Genomic DNA, 24,261 nt, shown 5'->3' with positions numbered 1-24,261 from the left:
ACAGTTTCAATAAAACAATCATAGCTTTGTATAACTAACTTTTTTCATGATAAAAGAGCAAATCTCCGTTTTTGATATTTTTAAAATAGGCATTGGTCCGTCAAGTTCACACACACTTGGGCCATGGCGTGCTGCACAACAATTTACGGCATCGCTAAATCAACAAGGTCTTATCGATCGGGTAGAAACGATTAAAATACTCCTTTATGGATCACTGGCTAAAACAGGTAAAGGCCATGGAACGGATGTGGCAATCTTACTCGGATTATCAGGTGCTGATCCGGTTACTTTTGACGTGGATGCAGTTACACCAACATTTGAAGCCATTCAAAAAGATAAAAAGCTTAAGCTTGCCGGAGATTTAGAAATTGATTTCGACTATGAAAATGATCTGCTTTTTCTTTTTGCAGAAAGTCTTCCCTTTCATCCGAATGCAGTTACTTTTCAGGCCTTTTTATCAACTGGGAAAGCTTTTTCCGAGACATATTATTCTATTGGTGGAGGTTTTGTTGTGAAGGAAGGTGAAGACAACAGTCAGAAGCCACAGGTTGATTTACCCTTTCCAATAGAAAAAGCGAAAGAACTTTTACACTGGTGTTTGTCAACAGGGTTGAAGGTGAGTGAAATTGTATTGGAAAATGAACTGGCCTGGCGACCTGAAGCCGAAACTAAAATGCGGATGCTGCAGCACTTTGCCGTAATGAGGGATTGCATTTACCGGGGTTGCCATACCACCGGATTTTTACCCGGAGGCTTGGATGTTGCCCGCAGGGCGTTCCCGCTAAATAAACGATTGATCGGTAAAAGTGATTATCAGGACTATACCTCATGGGTAGAAGCCATCAGAAAGGGTGGGAATGGATTTAATTATATTTTGGATTGGGTAAGCTGCTTTGCATTGGCTGTAAATGAGGAAAATGCTTCTTTCGGGCGTGTGGTAACAGCACCTACAAATGGAGCTGCGGGTGTAATTCCTGCAGTGCTTCAATACTTTATTACCTTTTGCGATGGTTATGCAGAAGATAAGATTATTCAGTTTATTGCCTGTGCATCAGAAATAGGCAGTATTTTTAAAAAAGGTGCTACCATTTCAGCAGCAATGGGTGGGTGTCAGGCCGAAATCGGAGTTTCGTCTGCTATGGCGGCTGCGGCATTAACAGAGTGTTTAGGTGGCTCTCAGCGACAGGTTTTAATGGCTGCAGAGATCGCTATGGAGCATCATTTAGGCTTAACCTGCGATCCTATTGGCGGTTTGGTTCAAATTCCATGCATTGAAAGAAACACCATGGGGGCTATCAAAGCCATCACCGCAAGTCAGCTGTCATTACAAAGCAATCCTGATAAGGCAAAAGTTAGTCTGGATGCTGTAGTCAATACGATGTGGGAAACAGCCCTGGATATGAATGCAAAATACAAGGAAACATCCGATGGAGGCTTGGCAACAAATATCCCAATCAGCTTGCCGGAATGTTAATTCAACATTGTTGCATTTGAATGACTTTATTTATCGATTTATTAAAAACTTTCTGATTGTAAATCGGCAACAATTTTTACATTCGCTAAATTTTAATAATTATTCATAAAAATGATCAAATACACCAAACTATGTTTGATTGGTTTGGCATTATCGTTATCAACATTGGTAACTTTTGGCCAAGACAATCTGGTTAATTCTTTAAAAAATAACCAAAGCGATAACAGCAAGGATGCTTTTAAATTTACCGAAGTTATCAATTTAGCAAATACGCCAGTTCAAAACCAAGGTTCATCCGGTACCTGCTGGAGCTATTCTACAAATTCATTTATTGAATCAGAAATGATTAAGGCAGGCAAACAACCTGTTCAGTTATCACAAATTTTTACTGCCCGAAATGCTTATGTAGAAAAAGGGATTAATTATGTACGCATGCACGGTGCTGTTAACTTAGGTGATGGTGGTGCATTACACGATGTAATTAATATGTACAGAAAATATGGTGCGGTTCCGCAAGATGTTTACACGGGCTTAAACTATGGTACTAAAACCAATAAAACTGCAGAGCTTGGCGATATCGAGAAAGGCGTTTTAGAGGCTGTGGTTAAAAATGCCAATGGCGAACTGACCCCAAACTGGTTAAAGGCATATTCTGGCGTTATTGATGCTTATTTAGGAGCTGTACCCGAAAACTTCACATTTAAAGGAAAGAAATATACGCCTAAAACTTTTGCTAATGAGGTTGTAGGAATTAATCCCGATCATTATGTAGAATTATCTTCTTTTAATGATCATCCTTTCTACAGCAAGTTTACTTTGCTGGTTCCAGATAACTGGTCATTCGATCAGGTTTATAATATTAAAGTGAATGAAATCACTGAGATTATTGATAACGCTTTGAAAAATGGATTTACAGTTGCCTGGGCTACAGATGTAAGCGAGAAATCTTTCAGTTATAAAAATGGTGTAGCTTTCGTTCCTGAAATTCCATTTAACGATATGTCATTGAAACAAAAAGCAGATATGTTTAATGGCCCTCAGCCAGAAATGGAAATCACGCAGGAAAACCGTCAGGCTGCATTTGATAATTATCAGACCACTGATGATCATGGCATGCACATTGTTGGTTTGGCTAAAGATCAAAATGGTAAAGAATATTATATTGTTAAAAATTCTTGGGGCGTTACCAACGATTATAAAGGTTATTTATACGTAACAAAGAACTATGTAAAATATAAAACAACTGCGTTTTTATTAAATAAAGCTGGTATTCCTTCAGCAATATCTAAGAAATTAGGATTGTAATTCGTTCAAAATATTTGAGAGCCGCTGAAGAAATTTTGCGGCTTTTTTTGCTTTACTTATAAGCAATTTTATTTAAAATTTTGTCAACAGAGCTTTTATGACCTGTTCAGATTTACCTTTTGAAAAGCCAAGCATTATCTCTTTGTTCTACTTTTAATCAGTCTAATCAATTTCCATAAGGTTGAAAATAGAGCCAGTCTCATGTTATGACGCTTAAAAAAAGCCAAATTGCGTTAACACAAACCACCAGATAGCGGTTGTAATAAACGACAGTAAAATGCCCAAGCCCACAACTAAATTAGAAAGCTTCGGATTTAAATTATACTGATCGGCTACAACGCCAGCGGTTAATAAAGTTGGCATGGCCATTTCGAAAATAGTTATTTTAGTAATTATTCCATTCATACCCAAGAGCAATGCGATCATTAAAATGGCAAGTGGTGCTAAAATTAATTTAAACAACAAAGCAAAGCTGATGTGTTTAATCTCTCCAAACCATCCGCCAAATTTCAACTGTAAACCGATAGAGAATAAAGCCAAAGGACCAACTGTTCCTGCCAGTTTATCAAATAATACGTCCAGGGCAGATAAATCAATATATCGTGGAACAGTCAGCGCCAGTATACAGCCAATTAACGGCGGAAAGGTTAATACCTTTTTCAAAACTAATTTTACATTTAGCTTTTGCTGTTGCGAAGAACGGATGGCTACAATTATACCGATGGTTGATAAAAGCGTAAAGGTTACCTGGTCGCAAATGATGGCTACAGCCAGCTCCTTTTCACTGAAATAGGCAATAATCAAGGGAAAACCAACAAATGATGTATTGCTTAATGAACTAATTAGCTTCAAACCGCCAGATGTGGCTTTACTGATATTTCTAAACTGGCTGTAAAGTGTAATAAAAAGCCAGCCAAACATCCATACCACAACAGGGGCGAGAGCGGGGAAAAGTAAATCTTTAGTCCAGGTAATATGTGGTAAATATTTGAAAGATACCGCAGGTAGTGCAACGTAAATTATCCAGGCATTAATGCCTTTATGTGCATCTTTAGGTAAAGTTTTGCTTTTTCTAAAAAAGATTCCGGCTAAAATGCAGATGCCGATAAGGATAAAGTTTGCCATTTAAGAAAACAAAGATAGGCGTAAAATGAAAAACACCAATAAGAATCTTACTGGTGTTTTAATTTATGAAGCAGGATTACTCGGCTTAGGTTTCTTTTTATGCCATACCTTTTTCTTCGCATTGTTATTTCTGGCATGTTGCGGTTTCTTCTCTTCCACGTGCGTAATTTCCATGGAAGCAATATGTTCCGGCAGGGGCATTCTGGGAACTGCTTTTTCAATCAGTTTTTCAATGTTTTCGAACTTCCGTTTATCCCGTCCGTTTACCAGTGTAATTGCAGTTCCTTTAGTCGCAGCCCTTGCTGTTCTACCGATTCTGTGTACATAATCTGCCGGATCACCAGGTACATCATAATTAATCACCAGATCAACACCTTCCACATCAATTCCACGAGATAAAACATCTGTTCCGATAATGATGGGAAGCCTTCTGTTTTTAAAAGCTAATAAAATATCTTCACGCTCTTTCTGACCTAAATCAGAGTGGAATGCATCTGCTTTAATACTTAAGCTTTTAAATGTTTTATACAAGGCTTTAACCTTCTCTTTGGTGGATGCAAAAATAATAGCGCTTTTGTATTTCCCGTCTTTGAAGAGGTCAGTTAATAGCGCCTGCTTTTGCTGATCATGAATATTATAGGCCTGTTGATCAATCCCCTCTGCCGGCTTTGCAATAGAAATGGTAATTTGCTGCGGTTCATTCAGAATACTTCCGGCCATTTTTCTGATCTTCGGTGCCATGGTGGCCGAAAATAAAAGGGTTTGTCTTTTCTTTGGCAGGTAGCTTACAATGCGCATAATATCATCATAAAACCCCATGTCTAACATTCGATCTGCTTCGTCCAATATCAAATGCTGCAAATGTTCAAGCTTTAAAACGCCTGAAGACAAATGAGCCATTAAACGACCAGGAGTTGCGATAATGATATCTACACCATCCCGCATCGAACGTTTTTGCTGCTCGTATGCAATGCCATCACCGCCACCGTATACAGCAAGCGAACTGATATTGGTAAAATAAGCCAAGGCTTCAACCTGTAAATCAATCTGTTGTGCAAGTTCTCGGGTAGGGGCTAAAATCAGGGTATTGTTATGTCTGTCAGCAGCACGACTAATTTTATCCATCACCGGCAATAAGTAACTGGCCGTTTTTCCAGTTCCGGTTTGTGCACAGGCAATCAGATCATGATTGTCTAAAATTACCGGAATGGCTTGCTCCTGTATTGGTGTGGCACTTTTATACCCCATCGCCATCAGGCCCTCGTATAAATCAGGGCCAAAGTTAAAATCGTTAAAATTCAATCTGTTGTATTTATTTCTTTTAGCAAAAGTACCTCAAATTAAGGCGAATAGCAAACTGCATTTAACATCAGATCAGATTTGGAATTTGAAACCTGTATTCAGGTTATGTAAAGATGTGTTAAATTGTGAATGGCGCTTTTTTGGAAGATAAAAAAATCCTCTTTAAAATAAAACTGAATCAAAAATTATGATTAACCTTTTCTCCAGGAGCTGCACCTGTTTTTATATTCTTCTTTAAACTTCGCACGTTCTTCCTCATTCATGTTTTGCCATTTTGAACGCAATTTAGAGGCATTTTCGCGGAAACGGTTCCTGCCTCCTTTATTAAAATTACCGAAAAGCAACCTGCATAATACCAGAAGACCTAAAGCCTGCCAGAAATTCAACCGGCCGGCATGGGCAACTTCAGGTAAAATCCAGTTCCACAAAGACATTACAGTATAACCTATCGCTGTTCCGATAAGGGCTACAACAGGTAAAAAGAAAATGAATTTTTTGACTTTACTATATTTTCTGTGTCTCATATTAATAGTTTATAAATTCCTGATATAAATTTTGCAAACGGTTACGTAAATGTTTCACTGCATATCCTTTCCGGGATATAAGCGTTTTGATATTTTCGCCTGTTTCATCTGCCAGTTCCCGGAAACTACGTTCTTCCAGTTCATTTTGAATAAATACATATTGCTTGTTAGCAGGTAGCTCTTCGAGTGCCATAAATAACTGTTCCCAGAATAACTTTTTTAATCCTTCTTGTTCGGGGGCATAAGGTTCTGCCAGCAAAATCTCCCTGAAATTAAATCCGCCGTCTTCATCCTCACCTATAAAATCGTCAAGAGAGGCTTCTTTTTGCTTGCGGTACCGATCGGTAATCTTATTCCGGGCAACACGATACAGCCAGCCACTAATTTGTTCAATGGCACCAAGTTCAGGCTGATTGCTGAGCTGATACCATACATCCTGCAAAATATCTTCCGCATCTTCATCTGTATTTACCCGCCCGCGGATAAAGCTGAACAGGCGCTTGCCATAATAGGCAACAGTAGAAATGATATTTTGAGATTCGTTTTTCGGCACCACTAATTTTGCATTATAAACCGGTAAACGGATGGAGCTCCGGAATACTTTAAATTTATTCAGTTTTTTATAAGGGATAAGGTCAAAAACGGCTGAAAACAAAAAAGCCTTCCTTTAAGGGGAAAGCTTTGGCCAAATAAATTAGTCTGGTTTATTTTTTAGTGGTATCAGCAGGTTTTGCTGGTGCTGTATTGTTCAGGTTACTACCAATCGGAGATGGAGATGGTGTTTTGTCTAAACGATCCTGTATTGCTGAATTTCCTACTGCGGTAGCACCGCCGCCACTTTTAGAAACAGTGGTAATGGCTAATGTTAAAATTACGATTGCGGCAAGCAAAACCCATGATCCTTTTTCGAGAACATCACCTGTACGTTGCACGCCAAACATGTTGCTGGTACCTCCGCCGCTGGCTAAACCCCCGCCTTTAGGGTTTTGTATCAATACAAATAAGCCTAAAGCTATACATACAACAATTAATAAAATAATTAAAAAGGTTATCATGGTAATATTATATTTTAAAATTTCTTTTCTATAGATTGGATAAGGTCGGCAAAGTAACCACTTTTTTCTGGATATTTCAAACTTAATTTTTTATAAGTATCTATGGCTTTGTGATAAAGCATTTGTTCGATATAAATTTTAGCTAAAGTTTCAGAAACCAGGTCGTAATGATCTTCTGCACTCTTCTTCGCCTTATTTTCATTGTCAATTTGTTCAGGTTTCGGAGGCTTTATCGTTGGGTCTTCTTTTAAGAATTTTTCTATAATTTCTGCTCCTTTTGCATCCTTTACATCAGCTGATGGATATTCTGCCAGATGATCTGCAACTTCAAATGGTGTTTGAATATGAAAAATGTGCTCCACATATTGTTGCTGAAACTCGGCAGCATCTTTTTGCTGAGCAGGTTGTTGTTTAACAACAGCTGGTTTTGGCTGAACATAAGGCTGAAAAATCTGCTCATGTTCCTTACGGGTTTTGGATAACCACCATAAAAAAGTATAGGGCAGTTGATCATCGTCATATCTGGAAACAAAATTAATTTCATGATGATCCGGAACAACGGTTTCTATATCAGGAGCTGTGCTGACCACATCAGTACTCATACTTTGCTCAAAGGCAAAGAAGTCAGTAGTCGCTATGCTTTCAATAAACAGATCCTCTTCAGCAAGATTCTGGTTTGCCTCCGCTACATCCCCGGCTGTTTCAGTAGCATCTTTGTGGTTGTTTAAAATTTCTTCAGGTACATCATTTTCAGCCTGAGCAACAACTTCCGTTATCTCATTTTCTGGCTGTATTTCCTCATTCAGGTCTTCATCCTGGACAGAAACCATATTTAAAATATGAAATAAAGCATTCCCATGGCTATATAAAGCAGCCTTTGGAATGAAGGATGCATCAGCTTTTGCCAGTAGCAGGTGAATGGGTTGTGCGTATGGAAATTGTACTGCCAGCTCCTGAAGCATGGGCACATGCTCCGGGCCAACCTTTCCAGGTTGGGCAAGTAAATTTACCAATAGCTGTTGATGATCCATTCTTGAGGTTTGTCGCTAAGTTAAAAAATGTAAGCGGTTTTTAGAAAGTTTTGTGTGTGAACAGGTTCAAATGAAATTACCATTGTGCAAAAGCGCGGTTAAAAATATCTTCTGTCAGCTGTTTATTGATGTTCTCTATGGCTCCGGGTAAGGCAGCCTGTATGGAAGCGCCATTAAGTGGAAAGTCGAAATATTTTGTGAAGCTCTCTTCAAAGCTTTCTTTTTCTTTTCCGGCCGTATTGTTGGTGTATTTTACGGCCACGGTAATGGTTAGTCTGTTTGCGCCAGCCGTAGGTGTTGAGCTCGACTGTAAAGCCACTGGCTTAATATCGTAACCCGTAATTCTGCCCTCAAATACGGCATCTCCCTCTGTTGTAGATATACTTAAGTTGGTTTGGTTCCTGATCCTCGTTTTTAAGGCTTCTGTAAACTGATTACTCAAGGTAGGTACAACCAAAGGTGCATTGTTTTCAAAAACCTTCACCACAACGGTTTTTAAACCCACTGTAGAAGCGCCATTGAACTTGTAAGCACATGCCGTAAGTACGGCGATTAAAAGAAGTGCAGATATTTTAATTTTCATTTAAGTTGGATGAGGTGATGCTTACCGTTTAATGTCGGCTAGATTAAGTTTTTTTCGAAGGATTATAAATTTAACTCCTTAATTTTCCGGTACAGTGTTCGCTCTGAAATACCAAGTTCCTGGGCGGCAAATTTCCGTTTGCCTTTGTGTTTTTTCAATGCCTTTTTAATCAGATCGGATTCTTTATCAATTAAAGATAAGGATTCTTCAATTTCTTCAGCATCATGGGCATAGTAATCTCCATTATTTGGATTATTCCCATTGTTTGGTGTAGGTTGCTGAATGGTAAAGGTATGTTCCTGTCCACCCGGCAATTCAACATCGCGGTATAATTGATTAATGTATTGAGGATTATCGGCCAAAACGCTGGCTGTATTCCCGCCGTGCTGGATAATTTCGGCAACGAGCTTCTTCAGTTCAACCATGTCCTTTTTCATGTCAAATAAAACTTTATACAGGATATCTCTTTCCGTAAAGTCTTCTTTTGATTGTGAATTAATCGCCATGGGCAGGTTACTGCCAGACTCATTCGGAATGTAGTTCAGGATGGCGGCACCGGTAACATTTCTGTCTTTTTCGAGCACACAAACTTGTTCGGCAATATTTTTAAGCTGACGAACATTGCCCGGCCAGCTGTAATTGGTCAGAATCTGTATGGCATCGGGCTCCAGGTGCAGCGAAGGACTGCGGTATTTATCACTAAAATCTGCCGAGAATTTTCTAAAAAGTAAATAAATATCTTCTTTTCGCTCCTGTAAAGCCGGAATCCGTAGTGGAACGGTATTTAACCTGTAATATAAATCTTCCCTGAACTTCCCGTTTTTTACGCGGTTGTATACATCAACATTGGTTGCCGCGATAATGCGGACATCTGTTTTCTGAACTTTAGATGAACCAACCCTTAAATATTCACCACTTTCGAGTATCCTGAGCAAACGCGCCTGGGTTCCCAAGGGTAACTCGGCCACCTCATCTAAAAAGATGGTTCCGCCATTGGCCACTTCAAAATATCCTTTTCTGGCCTCATGGGCACCGGTGAACGACCCTTTCTCATGTCCGAAAAGTTCAGAATCAATGGTTCCTTCAGGGATGGCACCGCAGTTTACGGCAATAAATGAGCCGTGCTTCCGTGCACTCATCTGATGGATAATCTGTGAAAAAACTTCTTTACCACTTCCGCTTTCACCTGTAATTAAAACCGACATATCTGTTGGTGCAACCTGGCTGGCTATATCTATGGCACGATTAAGTAGGGGCGAATTGCCAATAATCCCGAATCGTTGTTTAATATTTTGTGTATCCATTCTTTATTGTTAAAAGTTGAATGTTAAAGGTTAAAAGTCATGTATGATACAGCTTGTCCTGTAATATTTAACCGTAACCTTTAATCTCTCTTTAAACTATTTTTCCAATCAGTGTAGCTGAAGTGCATCTTTCGATATACACGTTAGCGTATTGTCCTGGTTTTACGCTATCAATAGCCGGGAAAATGGCCATTGCGCCACTGTCGCCACGACCACAATAATCCTGATCTGATTTTTTTGAAGTACCTTCTATTAATACACGAACAGTTTTGCCTACCCATTCCTGTAAACGCATTAATGAATGTGCCTGTTGCTTGGCTAATATTTCGGCCAGACGACGTTTTTTAACCTCCTCAGGAATGTCATCCTCCAGCTTACGGGCTGCCAGTGTTCCCGGTCTTTCCGAATAAGTAAAGTTATAGGCAAAATCGTATTGAACATAATCCATGATGCTTAACGTTTCCTCATGTTCGGCTTCGGTTTCCGTACAGAAACCTGCAATGATATCAGTTGAGATTGCACAGCCTGGAATAATTCTTCTGATGGCATCTATGCGGTTGATATACCATTCACGCGTATAAGTACGGTTCATCAATTCTAAAATGCGGCTATTGCCGGATTGAACCGGTAAATGAATGTAGTTACAAATATTATCGTATTTAGCGATGGTTTCCAATACTTCATCGGTGATATCCTTCGGGTGAGAAGTAGAAAAACGAACCCTCAAATCCGGGTGAACTAAAGCTGTTTGCTCCAGTAAATTTGCAAAGTTTACGGTTTCAGTACCGTCTGCCGAAGTCCAGGTATATGAATCTACGTTTTGCCCCAAAAGTGTTACCTCACGATAACCGGCTTCAAACAGCGATTTTGCCTCTTCAATAATGGAATGTGCATCACGGCTGCGCTCACGGCCACGTGTAAAAGGCACTACACAGAAAGAACACATGTTGTTACAACCACGTGTAATGGAAATAAACGCAGTAATTCCGTTGCTGTTTAAACGAACCGGACTAATATCCGCATAAGTTTCTTCACGGGATAACAATACATTTACTGCCTTATGGCCGCTTTCTACCTGTTCAATTAAATTCGGTAAATCCCTGTAGGCATCCGGGCCAACCACCACATCTACCAGTTTTTCTTCTTCGAGGAATTTAGATTTCAGTCGTTCTGCCATACAGCCCAAAACACCAACAATCAGTTTAGGATTACGGCGTTTTTCGACACCGAACTGTGATAAACGATTGCGCACCCTGGTTTCTGCATTTTCACGGATGGAACAGGTATTGATAAAAATCACATCTGCCTGATGATAATCACCGGTCGTTTCAAATCCTGTTTCTGAAAGAATAGAAGCTACAATTTCACTATCGGCAAAATTCATGGCGCAACCATAACTTTCAATGTATAATTTACGTGCGTCGGCTTTAACGGGTGTATCTAAAATTAGTGCTTCACCTTGTCTGGCCTCATCATGCGTTTTATCCTGTACTTGTAAATCAATCATTCTTTAAAAAGATTTTGGGATTGCAAAAATACACAAATTAAATTAAAAGTGACAAATTGGCACATTTAGTTTAAATGTTTACAGTTTGATTATAACTGTAAAATTTGCTTCGTCAGGAAGAGACTTTTATACTGAAAATTATTTAACTGCCTTTGTGTAAGGTAAATGCAAAGGTAGTTCCAATTCCAGGCGTGCTTCTTACGGATATGGTTTGCTGGTGAGCCTCTAAAATATGTTTTACAATGGCTAAACCTAAACCGGTTCCGCCTACTTCTCTGGCCCGATGTGTATCAATGCGATAGAAACGCTCAAAAAGTCTGGCCAGGTGCTTTTCTTCAATCCCGATTCCATTGTCGGTCACTTCAATAAGAAACTGATCGTGAAGTTCAAATATTTTAATAGCCGTTTCTCCGTTTTCAACACCATATTTAATGCTGTTTACAATCAGGTTTATCAACACCTGGCGGATTTTTTCACGGTCTGCATGAACGAAGGTAACGGCAGTATATTTATCCTTGAAAAATAGTTTGATGTTTTTGGATTTTGCACGGTCATCCAGATTTTCCATCACTTCTTTGGCCAGCAACACAAAATCAAATTTCTGATAATTAATTGGAGATTCGCCGGTTTCAAGTTTGGCAATGGCATCCAGGTCATTGATCAGGTAACTTAACCGCTCTACGTTATTTTCTGCTTTTTTGAGGAATTTCATGGCCATTTCAGGGTCGTCAGTAATGCAATCCTGTAAGGTTTCAATATAGCCCTGAATGGCAAAAAGCGGTGTTTTAAATTCGTGCGAAACGTTCGACAGGAATTCGCGGCGAAACTGCTCCTGTTTTTTTAGTAAATCAATTTCTTTTTTCTTTGCGCCAGCCCATTCCTTCACTTCGTGTTCCACATCATTAATCGGGTCTGAACTAACATATTCACCCAATGCATCTTTTAGGTCTTTTCCAAGTTTTAGGTTGTGGATTAGCTTATAAATGAGCTTTATTTTGTTATAAATGTATTTTTCTAACAGGTAATAAAAAACAAGAAAGCTGCTTAGAAAAGAAACGCCAAAGGAAATTCCAAAGTAGTACCAGCTGCGTTCAAAATAAAAATTGACCATGCCAATGGAAAGCGCAACAGCAAGTGCTGTAATTAGAACCAGTACACTTAATTTCATGGTGCAATTTAGTGGTTTTATGTTAAACGGGTGTTAAGCCAGCTGCTTTTCGGTTAAATACTTCCAATATCTTTTGGGTACATGTTGCAGGTGTAATTTGGTGTTTTTCCGTGCGACAATATTGGCACTTTTAAAATAGTCTTTCCATAAAATAGCGTAAAGTTCTTCTTTTTCATCCATTAATGCAGGGGAAGGGTTTGGGGTTTTTGCACCATCAGAAAAATTGATGGTTACTTCTTCAACTGCATTTAAATCGTAATGAAGGCCATATTTTCGTTTCAAATCGTAAATAATCCACTGCTGATCGGCATAGCGATTTTTAAAATGATTCGAAATCAGGGGCAAAACATTAAAATCAGGATCAATTGATGTGTAAAACCTGCCGTCGGCCGTTTTTTGAAACCTGATAAAGGCTTCCATCCGGTGCTTTTCCCTTTCCACGCTTTTAGCGTATTTGGATAAAGCAATTACATGATCATTCCCGAAATTGGCTGATGCACCATCTGCGCTTTCAAAAATGTACAGGGCAAACTGAAAAAGATGGTTGTAAGCTTCGGGAATTTCAGATAAATAGCTACAATAAAAAGTTCTCTGCCAGTCTTTCTTCAGCTTTTTTTGAAGGCCTTTCCATACGCGATCTGCTTTCTCTTCATTGGTGATCACCTCAAACGATTCCGTAAAAGCATCGGGCTGAAAAATATCGCTCAATTGTAACTTGATATGCCCGGGTTTCCGTTCAAACCATTCGAACACTGCGGTTAGCAAACCAGAAAGAGAGCCATCGAAGGTGTAAATCATAGTCTTTTTAATTCACTAAAATAAAATGAGCTGATTGTTATCTGTTTTGAGGTATTTGCTTTGACTATCGGCCATGATAAAGGCCTTGATCTGCGTGCCCTGATAATCTTTTAATTGATAAGGACTATCTGCACAAGTTATAAAATGCTTAGCCCTGTTATACGCCACGCCTATTTTCTTCAGCTGATCAATTCTTAATTTCCCAAACTTTCTGGCCTGTACAATTTTTTTCGCAGACATGACACCAATACCCGGAATTCGGAGGATCATCCTGTAATCTGCCTTATTGATATCTACCGGGAAATGCTGCATATTTCTGATGGCCCAGCTGAGTTTCGGGTCGATGTCTACGTCCAGATTTGGGTTGGCATCATTTAGAATTTCCTGAACTTTAAAGCCATAAAACCGCATCAGCCAATCGGTTTGGTATAACCTGTTTTCCCTGAGCAAGGGTGGCTGGGTTCCTAAAACGGGCATCCTGCTATCATTGCTAATGGGCACATAGCCAGAATAATAAACCCTTTTTAAAGAGAAGTTTTTGTAAAAAGCATTAGCCGTATACATAATATCTTTATCACTTTCAGGCGTGGCACCAATCACCATTTGCGTACTCTGGCCTGCGGGAACAAATTTAGGTACATGCTTAATTAATTTTTTATCTTCAGCAAACTGAACAATATTTTGCTGTACAAATCCCAAAGGTTTGATCACATCCGCATGGCTCTTTTCGGGCGCTAAGAGCTTCAGCCCTGCTTCGGTAGGCATTTCCAAATTGATACTCATGCGATCGGCATATAGGCCGGCTTCCTTTATCAATTCATCACTGGCCCCTGGAATGGTCTTTAAATGAATATAACCATTATAACTTTGCTCTAAACGAAGTTTTTTGCAAACCAACAGTAACCGTTCCATGGTAAAATCTGCATTTTTAAAAATACCTGAACTCAGAAATAAACCTTCGATATAATTTCTGCGGTAAAAGTTCATGGTTAAATCCACCACTTCATCTACAGTAAAGGCAGCTCGCTTAATGTCATTGCTCTTTCTCGAAACACAAAATAAACAGTCATAGATACAGTGATTGGTTAACAGGATTTTTAAAAGGGAAACGCAACGCCCATCTTCTGTATAGGTATGACAAATACCTGAAGTATGACTGTTACCAATACCTTTATTGTCATTTTTACGGGTGCCTCCGCTTGATGAACACGAAACATCATACTTTGCCGCATCGGCCAGGATATTTAACTTTTCACGAATTCGGTCAGACATAGCTTTTTATTTACTAACAAATATAGTGATAAAGCTAATTTTATTAGTAATTTGAATAACTAAGCTTACTCTGTTGTGGAATAAAAGAAAAGAAATTGAAGTTGTGAATTAATTGCCTTCCCATTCGCTGTAAAATTGATCGAGGTAATCCAACATAAACTGATGTCTTTTCGCTGCGATTTTTTTACCTGCCGCTGTATTCATCCTCTCTTTCAAAAGCAAAAGCTTTTCATAGAAATGATTGATGGTTGGCGCGGTGGTATTTTTATAGCTTTCTTTTGAAAGATGTTCTTCCGGTTTAATGGAAGGATCATACAACACACGGTTTTTGAAGCCGCCATAGGTAAATGCCCTGGCAATACCGATAGCACCAATGGCGTCCAGACGATCTGCATCCTGCACAATTTGCATTTCTTTGGAAGTAAAACTGTTGTCGTCGAAACTGTTTTTAAAAGACATGTGCTGAATAATCATTTTTACGTGCTGCACCACCTCTTCTTCAACAGCTATGGATTGTAAAAAGGATTGCGCCAGGTTTGGACCTAAATTTTCATCGCCATTGTTAAATTTTGGATCAGCAATGTCATGTAAAAGCGCAGCCAGAGCAATAACCAGCTCATTTCTTTTTTCTTCCTGATTGATATTTAAAGCTGTTTTAAACACACGCTCAATGTGAAACCAATCGTGGCCAGCCTCTGCATTTTTTAAGGTTTGCTTAACAAATGTTATTGTTTTTTGAATGGGGTCCTGCATCATTAAAATTTACCACAAAGATATTGGAAATAGATGCACGGAGAAAGAAATGATATTAACAACGGTAAGTTATCACTTAACTTACCGTTGCTGCTCTATGCTCATCATCAGCAATAATCTTAATTAAATCATTTGGGTTTAAGGTTAAAAGGTGCGTAACCTCAACCTCTAAAATTTCTGAAACCTGAAACAAACGATCGATCGTTAATTTACTATATCCCAGTTCAATCTTACTGTAGGCATTTTGTGAAATTTTTAATTTTGCCGCCAGATAATCCTGGGTATAATCTCTGTATTCCCTGATTTTTCTAATATTTCCGGCAACGTTTTTTGTTTTTAAAGCTAATACATCTTCCATAAAAAAGGATTATTTTTTAATTTTTTCAATATATACGAGCCTAGTATCCTTACAGTTTTTAGATTTGTTAATTTTTAGCACTATAAGGAATTACGTTAACGGTATATAAGAAACAAATGCGTTAAACAAAGGTTTAATATATTGAATTTATTTCTTGAAGTCAGATGATTTTAAAATTAAATTTTTGGACTTATCAGCTGCATAAGCGCTTGTGAAGAAAATAAAAGCGTTATTCGGGGGGCCTTAAGCATTATAAAATAACCGGCGAATAAGAGCCAGGCACGAACATTTTTCATAATGTTCATGCCGGCTTGTTGATCCTGTAAAACTTAGATTAAGGTTTAAGAAATGGCTTCTGGCTCAATTTGAGGTGCCCGGCGTGAACCATCATATAATTCATATTCAAGCAGACGGCAATCCAGCTTTCCGTTATAAAACTCTAGCTTCTGTGAAGCTTTTAAACCTATTTTTTTGGCAAGGTCAGGATTGCCGGTAAAAATATATCCGGAATATCCCTTGCATTTGGTTTTCATAAAATCGCCCATGCGTTTATAGGTGAGTTCCAGTTTGCTGTGCACACCTAAACGTTCGCCATACTCCGGGTTAAAAACCACGGTGCCTTTGCCGTCTTCAGGAACGGGCGTAAGCTCAAAATCACAAACTTCAAACTCAATCAAGGTATCAACCCCGGCCGTTTTTGCATTTCTGCGGGTTACTTCCACAGCATCTTCAGAGAGATCGGAAGCGATAATTTTAAGGTCGGTATTTTTAATCACCTGTTCTTTCAGGATTCTCCGTTCTGCGAAAAAAGCTTCTTCTTCATAGCCTAAAATATGCATAAAGCCATAATTCATCCGGTATAAGCCCGGCGCACGATTAGTAGCAATCAGCGCAGCCTCAATGGCCAGCGTTCCAGAACCACACATCGGGTTAATAAAAGGCGATTTTCGATCCCATTTGGTGGCATAGATTACGCCTGATGCCAAAGCCTCCAGCATAGGTGCTTTTCCCGGGATTTTACGATAACCATGTTTGGCCAGTGTTTCACCTGAAGTATCCATAAATACATCTGCATCTGCATCTTTCCAATATAAATGTACTACTGCTTTATTCGCATCCGAACCAGAATCAGGGCGGATCCCCTTTTTCTCTTTCATGCGATCTACAATCGCATCCTTTACTTTTAAGTTGGCGAATAGTGGTGTGGTAATGTTCGGATTATCTACGTTGGAAGTTACGGAAAAGTAACCGGTAAAATCTATTAATTCTTCCCACGCTATAGCCGAAATTTCTTTGTATAAATCGTCAGGAGTAATGGCCTTAAAACTTTTAATTGAATATAAAATCTGACTGGCGCAACGCAGGTTCAAATTGAGTTTAATACATTCTGTAAGCGTAATATTTAGCTCAACGCCGGTTTGGAAAGCCCTTTCTATCGTGTAACCTAAGGCCGTAACTTCATCTTGTAAATAAGGAGAAAGGCGTTTATTGCAGGTGATAATTACCCTGCTTTTATTGTGGAAAACTTGCATCATAATATATGCGAAGTTATCAATAAAATTATAGAGATTTGGCTTTTATACGTACATTATTAGTATTAGTTATGGAAATTAAAGGAAAAGTACACGAAGTAGGTGCAACGCAGCAAGTGAGTGAAACGTTTAAAAAACGTGATTTAATAGTAGAATACGCAGAAAATCCAACATACCCAGAATATATCCGTTTTGAGGCTTTACAAGATAAAACTGCATTATTAGATACATTTAAAGCGGGCGATGAGGTTGAGGTTTTCTTTAATTTACGTGGCCGCCCATGGACAGACAAAACAGGTAAAACATCTTATTTTAACAGCCTTGTGATCTGGAGAATCAATGCGGTTGCTGCTGGTGCACAGCCAGCTGCTGCTCCGGCATATGCAGCTCCGGTTGATGTGAGCAATGCGCCAGGTGAAGATGATGATTTGCCTTTCTAAATAAAGAATCTTTTTTAAGCAAACAATTTTGAACCATGCCGGGGCTTTTGCCCCGGCATTTTTTTTGAGATTACTTTCTTAAATCTTCATTTTCAGTGTCATAACCCTTGTTAAAATATGTTAAAAACAATCTTCTCATTTCCCTAATCACTATTTTTGATATCTGATTAATTTAAAATCCCTTTTTGTTATCTCTTTTAAAGGTTAGGCAATACCGATTCATGAAAAAAAGAAGCTTTTGGTTTATAACTGTTTTAATGACCGTGGCACTACTGGGTGTTTTCGTGATGCAGTTATATTACATCAGGGAAGCTTATCAACTGAAATCTCAGCTTTTTGATGAACAGGTAAACCAGACTTTAGCCAATGTGGTTAAAAAAGTAGAACGTTTAAATGTAGCCGATCATCTGAATAAAAAGGATGCTGAAAATAAACTGAGGCAATTACAGGATTCCAGGCAAAGGGCGCTTGACATTAAAGATTTAAGGCAACAGTATGCGCAGGAATCTGAACTGCGGCAGGCCGAAAGGGAAAGCCAGATTGAAAACTACCTGAACCAGCAGGACAGCATTATCAGAGTTTCATACCGCGGGCCAAAGCTGATTTCTGAAAATGAATTTAAATCGCTTTCCGCACCAAAGGCATCTCTAACCGGTACGCGCCTGGATGTGGAAGTAGATGCGCTGGTGGACCTGAACAGCTTAAACCTGAAGGGTTACAGCATGCGGACCAAGCTCATTTCACCTGGTTCAAAAACGTTTAATTTCAGAACCCCTCAAAACCTTCCGGATACGATCAGGTATTTGGTGGCCGACCCAATGACCGGAAACCCACTGCTGGTTGGATTGCCAAAAATTTCGGATGATCTGGAGAAAAAATTCAAACGGGAGGATGAAATTGCCAAAAAACGGCTGGAGCTTAAAATTGCGTCACTTGGAAAGGATACTTTCTCCTACACACGCTTAAGCATGGTAGAAGATGTTTCCAAAGAGTTACAGGAAATAAATGTGCCCTTATACAAACGCATTAATTTTGAGGTACTCGGTACCTTACTGAAAGAAGAACTGCTCACACATAACATTAACCAGAAACCCTCTTATAAGATATCACTCGCGAAAAAAGATTCTGTTTTATTTATCGAAGCGGCTAATGTTAAAAAAGAGTTTTTACCGGAGAATACCTATAAAATTCCGCTTTTTGGTAATGATTTATTCCGTGATCCCGGAACTTTGATTGTAAGCTTCCCCAATAAAAATTCTACCATTGTATCGAACTTAAGTGCAACCCTGGCTTCATCAGTGGGTTTGCTTTTGGTGCTGGTATTTATATTTTCTTATACGCTTTATGCCATTCTGAAACAGAAAAAAATATCGGAGATGAAGACTGATTTCATCAACAATATGACGCATGAGTTTAAAACGCCTGTAGCCACCATCATGATTGCCAGTGAGGCACTCAAAGACCCGGAGGTTACTGAAGATAAAAGCAGGTTGAGCAGGCTAGCCAATATTATATATGATGAAAATGTGCGTTTGGGTAGTCATATCGAACGGGTTTTAAGTATTGCCAGATTGGAAAAAGGAGAGCTTAAAATGGAAAACACTGAGGTGGATATGAATGACCTGATTATTATTGTTTTAGACAGTATGGAACTGCAGCTTCAAAAGCGTAACGCCATCATCAACCTTCATACCGAAGCTGCAAATGCTGTTATTTATGGTGATGAACTGCACCTCTCCAACGTGCTTTATAATCTGATTGATAATGCCAATAAATATAGTGCAGAGGTACCTGAGATTACTATTTCGACCAGAAATACCAATAAACATTTGATTATCGAAATCTCTGACCGGGGGATAGGGATGACCAAGGAACAATCTAAAAGAATTTTCGACCAGTTTTACCGTGTGCCTACTGGTAATTTGCATGATGTAAAAGGTTTTGGCCTGGGACTGAATTATGTTCAGGATATTATTAAAAAGTTAAATGGTACCATAAAAGTGAGCAGCGAGAAGGATAAAGGAACAACATTTGAAATATCTTTACCTTTATAAATCAAAATATATTGGCAGATAAGTGTAGTTGAGGAATACAAATTGCTTTTGCTTACAAAATTTATCTAAAATTGTGGTGTTAATCGCTGTAAGCATTAAACCACCATACATATTCAGAATCAAACATTTAGTGTAGCCAAGCTGCATACGTGAATAAAATCAAGAAAATGAAAAAAATACTTCTGGTAGAGGACGATCCAAACTTAGGTTTATTATTACAAGATTATTTGCAGTTAAAAGGCAAGTTTGATGTGGTGTTATGCAATGATGGCGAGGAAGGTTTAAAGGCTTTTAACAAGCAAAACTTTGACCTTTGTATTTTCGATGTGATGATGCCAAAAAAAGACGGATTTACCTTGGGTAAAGATGTCAGGAAGGTGAATGCACATGTTCCCATTATCTTTGCTACCGCTAAAACCATGCTCGAAGATAAGTCGGCTGCCTATGATTTAGGTGGTGATGATTATATTACCAAGCCATTCCGTATTGAAGAACTGCTACTCCGGATTAATGCCATGTTTAAAAGGGTGGCGAGCAAGGGTGGCCAAACTGAAGAAGTACCGGAAACGGAATTTACCATTGGCGAATATCATTTTGATTATACCACACAAATTATCACCCATCACGAACAACAACAAAAGCTTTCAACTAAAGAAGCAGAATTGTTGCGCTTGCTGTGCTTAAAGAAAAATACCGTTTTAACCAGAGAAGAAGCCCTTTTAAGTATCTGGCATGATGATAATTATTTTAACGGGCGGAGTATGGATGTGTTTTTAAGCAAATTGCGGAAATACCTCAGAGGAGATTCAAACGTAGAGATTATTAATGTTCACGGTAAAGGTTATAAGTTGCTGGTGAGCTAAAAATGATAATTTAAATCGTCTTCCTGAACTTGTTTCAGGATCTCTTAAAGGAATGTATTACAGAAAGGCTGCATGTTCGATAGATGGAGCCTTTCACTGTTTTATAAATATAAATTTTCCTGTATCGCTGGAATAATATTCCTTTCCTGAGCAAGCTTAAATAAGGTGTCCACCGCTTTTCGTCCTTCTTCTCCCAGGTTAATACTGTACTTATTTACGTAAAGTTCAATGTGTTTATACATCACCGCCTCATCCATGGCCTGTGCATGTTCACGGATAAAATCAATTCCAGATTTTGGATGGGCGAAAGCATATTCTACAGACTGGCGAATCAGTCGGTTTACTTTTAATTGCACCTCACGGTCTAAGGTTCTGTTAATTACAATTCCGCCTAACGGAATGGCGCAACCTGTTAATTTCTCCCAGTAATCGCCCAGGTCTACTATTTTGGTTAAGCCTTTATTTTGGTAAGTGAATCTGTTTTCGTGGATAATCAGGCCTAAGTCAATCTCATCTTCGAGCAAAGCGGTTTCAATTTCGGAGAAAACCATTTCCTGCTTATTCTGAAGTTCAGGATAGGCGATGCCGAGTAAAAAGTTAGCTGTAGTGTATTTTCCCGGAATTCCGATGCGAAGAGACCCGGGATTAGTTTTCAATCTTTCGGCTAGTGTTTGCTGATCAAACTTACGGCTAATTAACAAAGGACCAACGCCAAACCCCAAAGCGCTGCCTGCATCAAGCAATGCATATTGACGGGCTGCATAAGCAAAGGCATGAAAGCTTAGTTTGGTGATGTCCAGCTGGCCTTTCATAGCTTTCTGATTTAAGGTTTCCACATCATCATAACTTACTTCAAATGTTAATCCTTCTGTATCTATTTTGTGGTGTATAAGTGCATCAAATATAAATGTATCGTTAGGGCAGGGAGAAAATCCGAGTGTAAGTTTCATAAATTCAAAAATAAAGATTGTAAAATACTAAAACGTCATCATGAGTTCATTTCCTCAGTAAAGGAGATGGCCCAGCTATTTAAATTTTTAATGGCCAAACCCATTTTCCAGTTTTCTTTATTACGTGGTTCAACATAATTTGATACACTTCGGATTTGAATACAATCCATATCAGCCTGCTTACAGGCGTAGAAAACCGCTGCACCTTCCATGCTCTCCGTAGTGGGATTTAATCTTTCCGTTAAATTTTTAATGCTTTTTTCACTTCCTGTTACACAGTTTACCGTTATTCCTGTTGCTGAACGCAAATCAATATTTTCTTTGTTTCTGGCTATAAAATGGCTTTCTCCAAAGCCTAAATCAGTTATAGAGAGAAATTCATCTCCGTTTTCTGCCCCAAGCTCGGCAAAGTAATCTTCGGTAATATTTAACAGGGTGCCTAATTCTATATTCCGGTCAAAGCAACCGGCAATTCCGAAATTAAGTACAAGTTGATACGTTTTGGTTAAATGCTGGCCAAGTGCAAAGGCTGTTGCCACCATCCCCACACCGGTGATGAGTACATCAAAATGCCTGCTTTCTACAAAATCTTTTTCGGGCAGATGATAGTGCTCGTAAAAAAAAGCAAGTTCGGCTCTGGTCGCGGCAACAATTAAAGTTTTCATAAGGTAAATTTAGCAGATAGTTTGATTAAACACCGGTTTCTTTAAGCTTTGATGTTTAGGCTTAAGGCATTATCATTATATTTGCGGTTTATTCAATAGTAATGATTTATATAACGAGAAAAGCATCATTCAATGCGGCCCATAAATTGGCAAGAACCGATTGGGATGATGACAAAAATAATGAAGTTTATGGCAAGTGTGCAAACCCGAACTGGCATGGTCATAATTATTGGTTATATGTTACAGTGAAAGGTGAAGTTAATCCGGAAACGGGTTTTCTGGTGGATTTAAAGTGGCTGAAAGATGTGATGAACAATTATGTTGTAGATAAGGTTGACCATAAAAACCTTAACCTGGATGTAGACTTTATGAAAGGCAAGCTGGCTTCAACAGAAAATTTGGCCATAGAAATCTGGAATCAGCTACTGGCTCCGATTGCTGAAAGCGGTGCGATTTTACATTGCGTTAAAATCTACGAAACCGAAAATAACTTTGTTGAATACTTTGGTTAAAACCCCATATTAATGAGCACTAAAGATGTATTAAAAGGAGAATCGATAGATGGCTATGTAAAAATAGATCGCTATAACGATGATAAAATTGAAGCTGTAGCCTCCCATTATAAAGATATTTTAAGTCAGCTGGGTGAAGATCCTGAGCGTGAAGGTTTGGTGAAAACGCCAGAACGCGTGGCCAAAGCTTTACAATACTTAACCCATGGTTATGATTTAAAGCCGGATGAGATTTTAAAATCTGCAATGTTTAAAGAGGAATACAGCCAGATGGTTGTGGTAAAAGATATTGAGGTATATTCCATGTGCGAGCACCACATGCTGCCATTTTTTGGAAAAGCCCATATTGCTTACATTCCCAACGGGCATATTGTGGGTTTAAGTAAAATTCCGCGAATTGTGGATGCTTTTGCCCGCCGTTTACAGGTTCAGGAACGTTTAACCAACGAAATCAGGGACTGTATTCAAAATACATTAAACCCTATGGGGGTTGCAGTAGTAATGGAATGTAAGCATTTATGCATGTCTATGCGTGGTGTTCAAAAACAAAACTCCGTTACCACCACTTCTGCTTTTACCGGTACATTTTTAAGTAACGATAAAACAAGGTCTGAATTTTTAAGGCTGATTACGGCGAGTTTAGATTAATAAGAGGTATCAAGTTAAAAGTATTAAGTAGTTGGTATCAAGTAAGGCGTTGAAGTGAGCGCTCCACGCTGAAACGCGAGCCGCCAAACCTAAATTATAATGAAAGCATATATTTTTCCCGGACAAGGGGCACAATTCGTAGGCATGGGTAAAGACCTTTATAATCACCCGAAAGCTGCTGAATTATTTGAGAAAGCAAATGAAATTATCGGTTTCCGCATCAGCGATATCATGTTCGGCGGAACGGATGAAGAACTTAAACAAACCAATGTAACACAACCTGCAATCTTCTTGCATTCTGTTATTTTAGCAAAGGTTTTAGGTGATGATTTTAAACCAGATATGGTGGCCGGCCACTCCTTAGGTGAATTTTCTGCATTGGTTGCTGCAGATGCACTGTCTTTTGAAGATGGCTTTAAATTGGTTATAGCCCGTGCAAATGCTATGCAGAAGGCCTGCGAGGCCCAACCCTCTACTATGGCTGCAATTTTAGGTTTGGCCGATGATGTAGTTGAAAAAATCTGTGCTGAAATCGATGCAGTTGTTGTTCCGGCAAATTATAACTGCCCGGGCCAGCTGGTTATTTCGGGCAGCATTGAAGGAATTGACCTGGCTTGTGCTAAATTAACGGAAGCCGGTGCAAAAAGAGCTCTCAAACTTAATGTTGGCGGAGCATTCCACTCTCCTTTAATGGAGCCTGCTAAAATTGAACTGCAGGCCGCCATTGAAGCCACCAATATTTCTGCTCCGGTTTGTCCGGTTTATCAGAATGTTGATGCTAAGCCCTATACTGATCCGGTAAAGATTAAGGAAAATTTGATTAAGCAGTTAACAGGTGCTGTACGGTGGACGCAAACTGTTGAACATATGCTGGCAGACCAGACTACAGAATTTGTAGAAGTAGGCCCGGGTAATGTTTTACAAGGATTGGTAAAAAAGGTAAGCCGGGAAGTGCAAACCAGTAGCGCAACTATTGCCTGATATTTCTAAACAGCACCATAAACAAAATATTTGTGGTGCTGTTTTTATCTATATTTA

Annotated in this window: 25 protein-coding genes; 8 read left to right on the top strand and 17 right to left on the bottom strand. The window is 38.9% G+C overall.

Annotated features, from left to right (window positions below):
• The first annotated feature begins 46 nt into the window (after nt 1–46).
• Nucleotides 47–1,474: an L-serine ammonia-lyase gene (locus CBW18_RS03690; RefSeq protein ID WP_088299864.1), complete on the top strand. Its 1,428-nt coding sequence runs from the start codon at nt 47–49 to the stop codon at nt 1,472–1,474.
• Nucleotides 1,475–1,585: 111 nt separating this feature from the next.
• Nucleotides 1,586–2,779, top strand: coding sequence for an aminopeptidase C (locus CBW18_RS03685; RefSeq protein ID WP_088299863.1), 1,194 nt, complete (start codon nt 1,586–1,588; stop codon nt 2,777–2,779).
• A gap of 213 nt (nt 2,780–2,992) precedes the next feature.
• On the opposite strand, the gene CBW18_RS03680 is transcribed toward CBW18_RS03685, so the two are convergent.
• From CBW18_RS03680 to CBW18_RS03610, 15 genes are all read right to left on the bottom strand, one after another.
• Complete coding sequence (locus CBW18_RS03680) at nt 2,993–3,904, bottom strand: AEC family transporter (protein WP_088299862.1); 912 nt, start codon at nt 3,902–3,904, stop codon at nt 2,993–2,995.
• A 63-nt stretch (nt 3,905–3,967) separates the two neighbouring features.
• A complete protein-coding gene (locus CBW18_RS03675; RefSeq protein ID WP_172406431.1) occupies nt 3,968–5,206 on the bottom strand; it encodes a DEAD/DEAH box helicase in 1,239 nt (412 codons plus the stop codon).
• 191 nt (nt 5,207–5,397) lie between these two features.
• Complete coding sequence (locus CBW18_RS03670; RefSeq protein ID WP_216359184.1) at nt 5,398–5,730, bottom strand: hypothetical protein; 333 nt, start codon at nt 5,728–5,730, stop codon at nt 5,398–5,400.
• Nucleotide 5,731: 1 nt separating this feature from the next.
• The gene (locus CBW18_RS03665) at nt 5,732–6,385 is read right to left on the bottom strand and encodes an RNA polymerase sigma factor (protein WP_253248953.1); all 654 of its coding nucleotides are present in this window, start codon (nt 6,383–6,385) and stop codon (nt 5,732–5,734) included.
• 49 nt (nt 6,386–6,434) lie between these two features.
• Nucleotides 6,435–6,785, bottom strand: coding sequence for a preprotein translocase subunit SecG (gene secG, locus CBW18_RS03660; RefSeq protein WP_088299861.1), 351 nt, complete (start codon nt 6,783–6,785; stop codon nt 6,435–6,437).
• A 14-nt stretch (nt 6,786–6,799) separates the two neighbouring features.
• The gene (locus tag CBW18_RS03655; protein WP_088299860.1) at nt 6,800–7,816 is read right to left on the bottom strand and encodes a hypothetical protein; all 1,017 of its coding nucleotides are present in this window, start codon (nt 7,814–7,816) and stop codon (nt 6,800–6,802) included.
• Nucleotides 7,817–7,892: 76 nt separating this feature from the next.
• Nucleotides 7,893–8,399: an LptE family protein gene (locus CBW18_RS03650; RefSeq protein WP_088299859.1), complete on the bottom strand. Its 507-nt coding sequence runs from the start codon at nt 8,397–8,399 to the stop codon at nt 7,893–7,895.
• A gap of 62 nt (nt 8,400–8,461) precedes the next feature.
• Nucleotides 8,462–9,703, bottom strand: coding sequence for a sigma-54-dependent Fis family transcriptional regulator (locus CBW18_RS03645; protein WP_088299858.1), 1,242 nt, complete (start codon nt 9,701–9,703; stop codon nt 8,462–8,464).
• A gap of 91 nt (nt 9,704–9,794) precedes the next feature.
• Nucleotides 9,795–11,210: a tRNA (N6-isopentenyl adenosine(37)-C2)-methylthiotransferase MiaB gene (miaB, locus tag CBW18_RS03640; protein WP_088299857.1), complete on the bottom strand. Its 1,416-nt coding sequence runs from the start codon at nt 11,208–11,210 to the stop codon at nt 9,795–9,797.
• A 142-nt stretch (nt 11,211–11,352) separates the two neighbouring features.
• Nucleotides 11,353–12,378, bottom strand: a complete 1,026-nt coding sequence (locus CBW18_RS03635; protein ID WP_088299856.1) for a cell wall metabolism sensor histidine kinase WalK — start codon at nt 12,376–12,378, stop codon at nt 11,353–11,355.
• 33 nt (nt 12,379–12,411) lie between these two features.
• Entirely contained in the window at nt 12,412–13,176 is a 765-nt protein-coding gene (locus CBW18_RS03630) for a TIGR03915 family putative DNA repair protein (protein WP_088299855.1), read from the bottom strand.
• Nucleotides 13,177–13,191: 15 nt separating this feature from the next.
• The gene (locus CBW18_RS03625; protein WP_088299854.1) at nt 13,192–14,448 is read right to left on the bottom strand and encodes a putative DNA modification/repair radical SAM protein; all 1,257 of its coding nucleotides are present in this window, start codon (nt 14,446–14,448) and stop codon (nt 13,192–13,194) included.
• 108 nt (nt 14,449–14,556) lie between these two features.
• Nucleotides 14,557–15,201 carry an HD domain-containing protein gene (locus CBW18_RS03620; protein WP_088299962.1) on the bottom strand — a complete coding sequence of 215 codons (645 nt, stop codon included), beginning with the start codon at nt 15,199–15,201 and terminating at the stop codon, nt 14,557–14,559.
• 76 nt (nt 15,202–15,277) lie between these two features.
• Nucleotides 15,278–15,559, bottom strand: coding sequence for a helix-turn-helix domain-containing protein (locus tag CBW18_RS03615; RefSeq protein ID WP_088299853.1), 282 nt, complete (start codon nt 15,557–15,559; stop codon nt 15,278–15,280).
• Nucleotides 15,560–15,900: 341 nt separating this feature from the next.
• Nucleotides 15,901–17,091, bottom strand: a complete 1,191-nt coding sequence (locus CBW18_RS03610; RefSeq protein WP_088299961.1) for a class I SAM-dependent RNA methyltransferase — start codon at nt 17,089–17,091, stop codon at nt 15,901–15,903.
• 71 nt (nt 17,092–17,162) lie between these two features.
• On the opposite strand from CBW18_RS03610, the gene CBW18_RS03605 reads away from it, so the two are divergent.
• From CBW18_RS03605 to CBW18_RS03595, 3 genes are all read left to right on the top strand, one after another.
• The gene (locus CBW18_RS03605; RefSeq protein WP_088299852.1) at nt 17,163–17,531 is read left to right on the top strand and encodes a DUF3127 domain-containing protein; all 369 of its coding nucleotides are present in this window, start codon (nt 17,163–17,165) and stop codon (nt 17,529–17,531) included.
• A gap of 221 nt (nt 17,532–17,752) precedes the next feature.
• Complete coding sequence (locus CBW18_RS03600; protein WP_088299851.1) at nt 17,753–19,585, top strand: sensor histidine kinase KdpD; 1,833 nt, start codon at nt 17,753–17,755, stop codon at nt 19,583–19,585.
• A 167-nt stretch (nt 19,586–19,752) separates the two neighbouring features.
• The gene (locus tag CBW18_RS03595; RefSeq protein WP_172406430.1) at nt 19,753–20,448 is read left to right on the top strand and encodes a response regulator transcription factor; all 696 of its coding nucleotides are present in this window, start codon (nt 19,753–19,755) and stop codon (nt 20,446–20,448) included.
• A 101-nt stretch (nt 20,449–20,549) separates the two neighbouring features.
• Here CBW18_RS03595 and CBW18_RS03590 read toward each other — a convergent pair whose 3' ends face one another.
• Complete coding sequence (locus tag CBW18_RS03590; protein ID WP_088299850.1) at nt 20,550–21,398, bottom strand: menaquinone biosynthesis family protein; 849 nt, start codon at nt 21,396–21,398, stop codon at nt 20,550–20,552.
• Between the two features lie 38 nt (nt 21,399–21,436).
• Complete coding sequence (gene mqnB / locus CBW18_RS03585; RefSeq protein ID WP_088299849.1) at nt 21,437–22,063, bottom strand: futalosine hydrolase; 627 nt, start codon at nt 22,061–22,063, stop codon at nt 21,437–21,439.
• Nucleotides 22,064–22,164: 101 nt separating this feature from the next.
• On the opposite strand from mqnB, the gene CBW18_RS03580 reads away from it, so the two are divergent.
• The 3 genes from CBW18_RS03580 to fabD all read left to right on the top strand — a co-directional run bounded on the left by CBW18_RS03580 (nt 22,165) and on the right by fabD (nt 24,204).
• Nucleotides 22,165–22,575, top strand: a complete 411-nt coding sequence (locus tag CBW18_RS03580; protein WP_088299848.1) for a 6-carboxytetrahydropterin synthase — start codon at nt 22,165–22,167, stop codon at nt 22,573–22,575.
• Between the two features lie 12 nt (nt 22,576–22,587).
• Entirely contained in the window at nt 22,588–23,223 is a 636-nt protein-coding gene (gene folE / locus CBW18_RS03575) for a GTP cyclohydrolase I FolE (RefSeq protein ID WP_088299847.1), read from the top strand.
• A 99-nt stretch (nt 23,224–23,322) separates the two neighbouring features.
• The gene (gene fabD, locus CBW18_RS03570; RefSeq protein ID WP_172406429.1) at nt 23,323–24,204 is read left to right on the top strand and encodes an ACP S-malonyltransferase; all 882 of its coding nucleotides are present in this window, start codon (nt 23,323–23,325) and stop codon (nt 24,202–24,204) included.
• The last annotated feature ends 57 nt before the right edge of the window (nt 24,205–24,261 follow it).

The sequence above is a fragment of the Pedobacter sp. AJM genome, from assembly GCF_002197755.1.
GTDB lineage: Bacteria > Bacteroidota > Bacteroidia > Sphingobacteriales > Sphingobacteriaceae > Pedobacter.
Note: the sequence above shows the minus strand (reverse complement) of the source record. Positions and strands in the feature narration are given on the sequence as shown.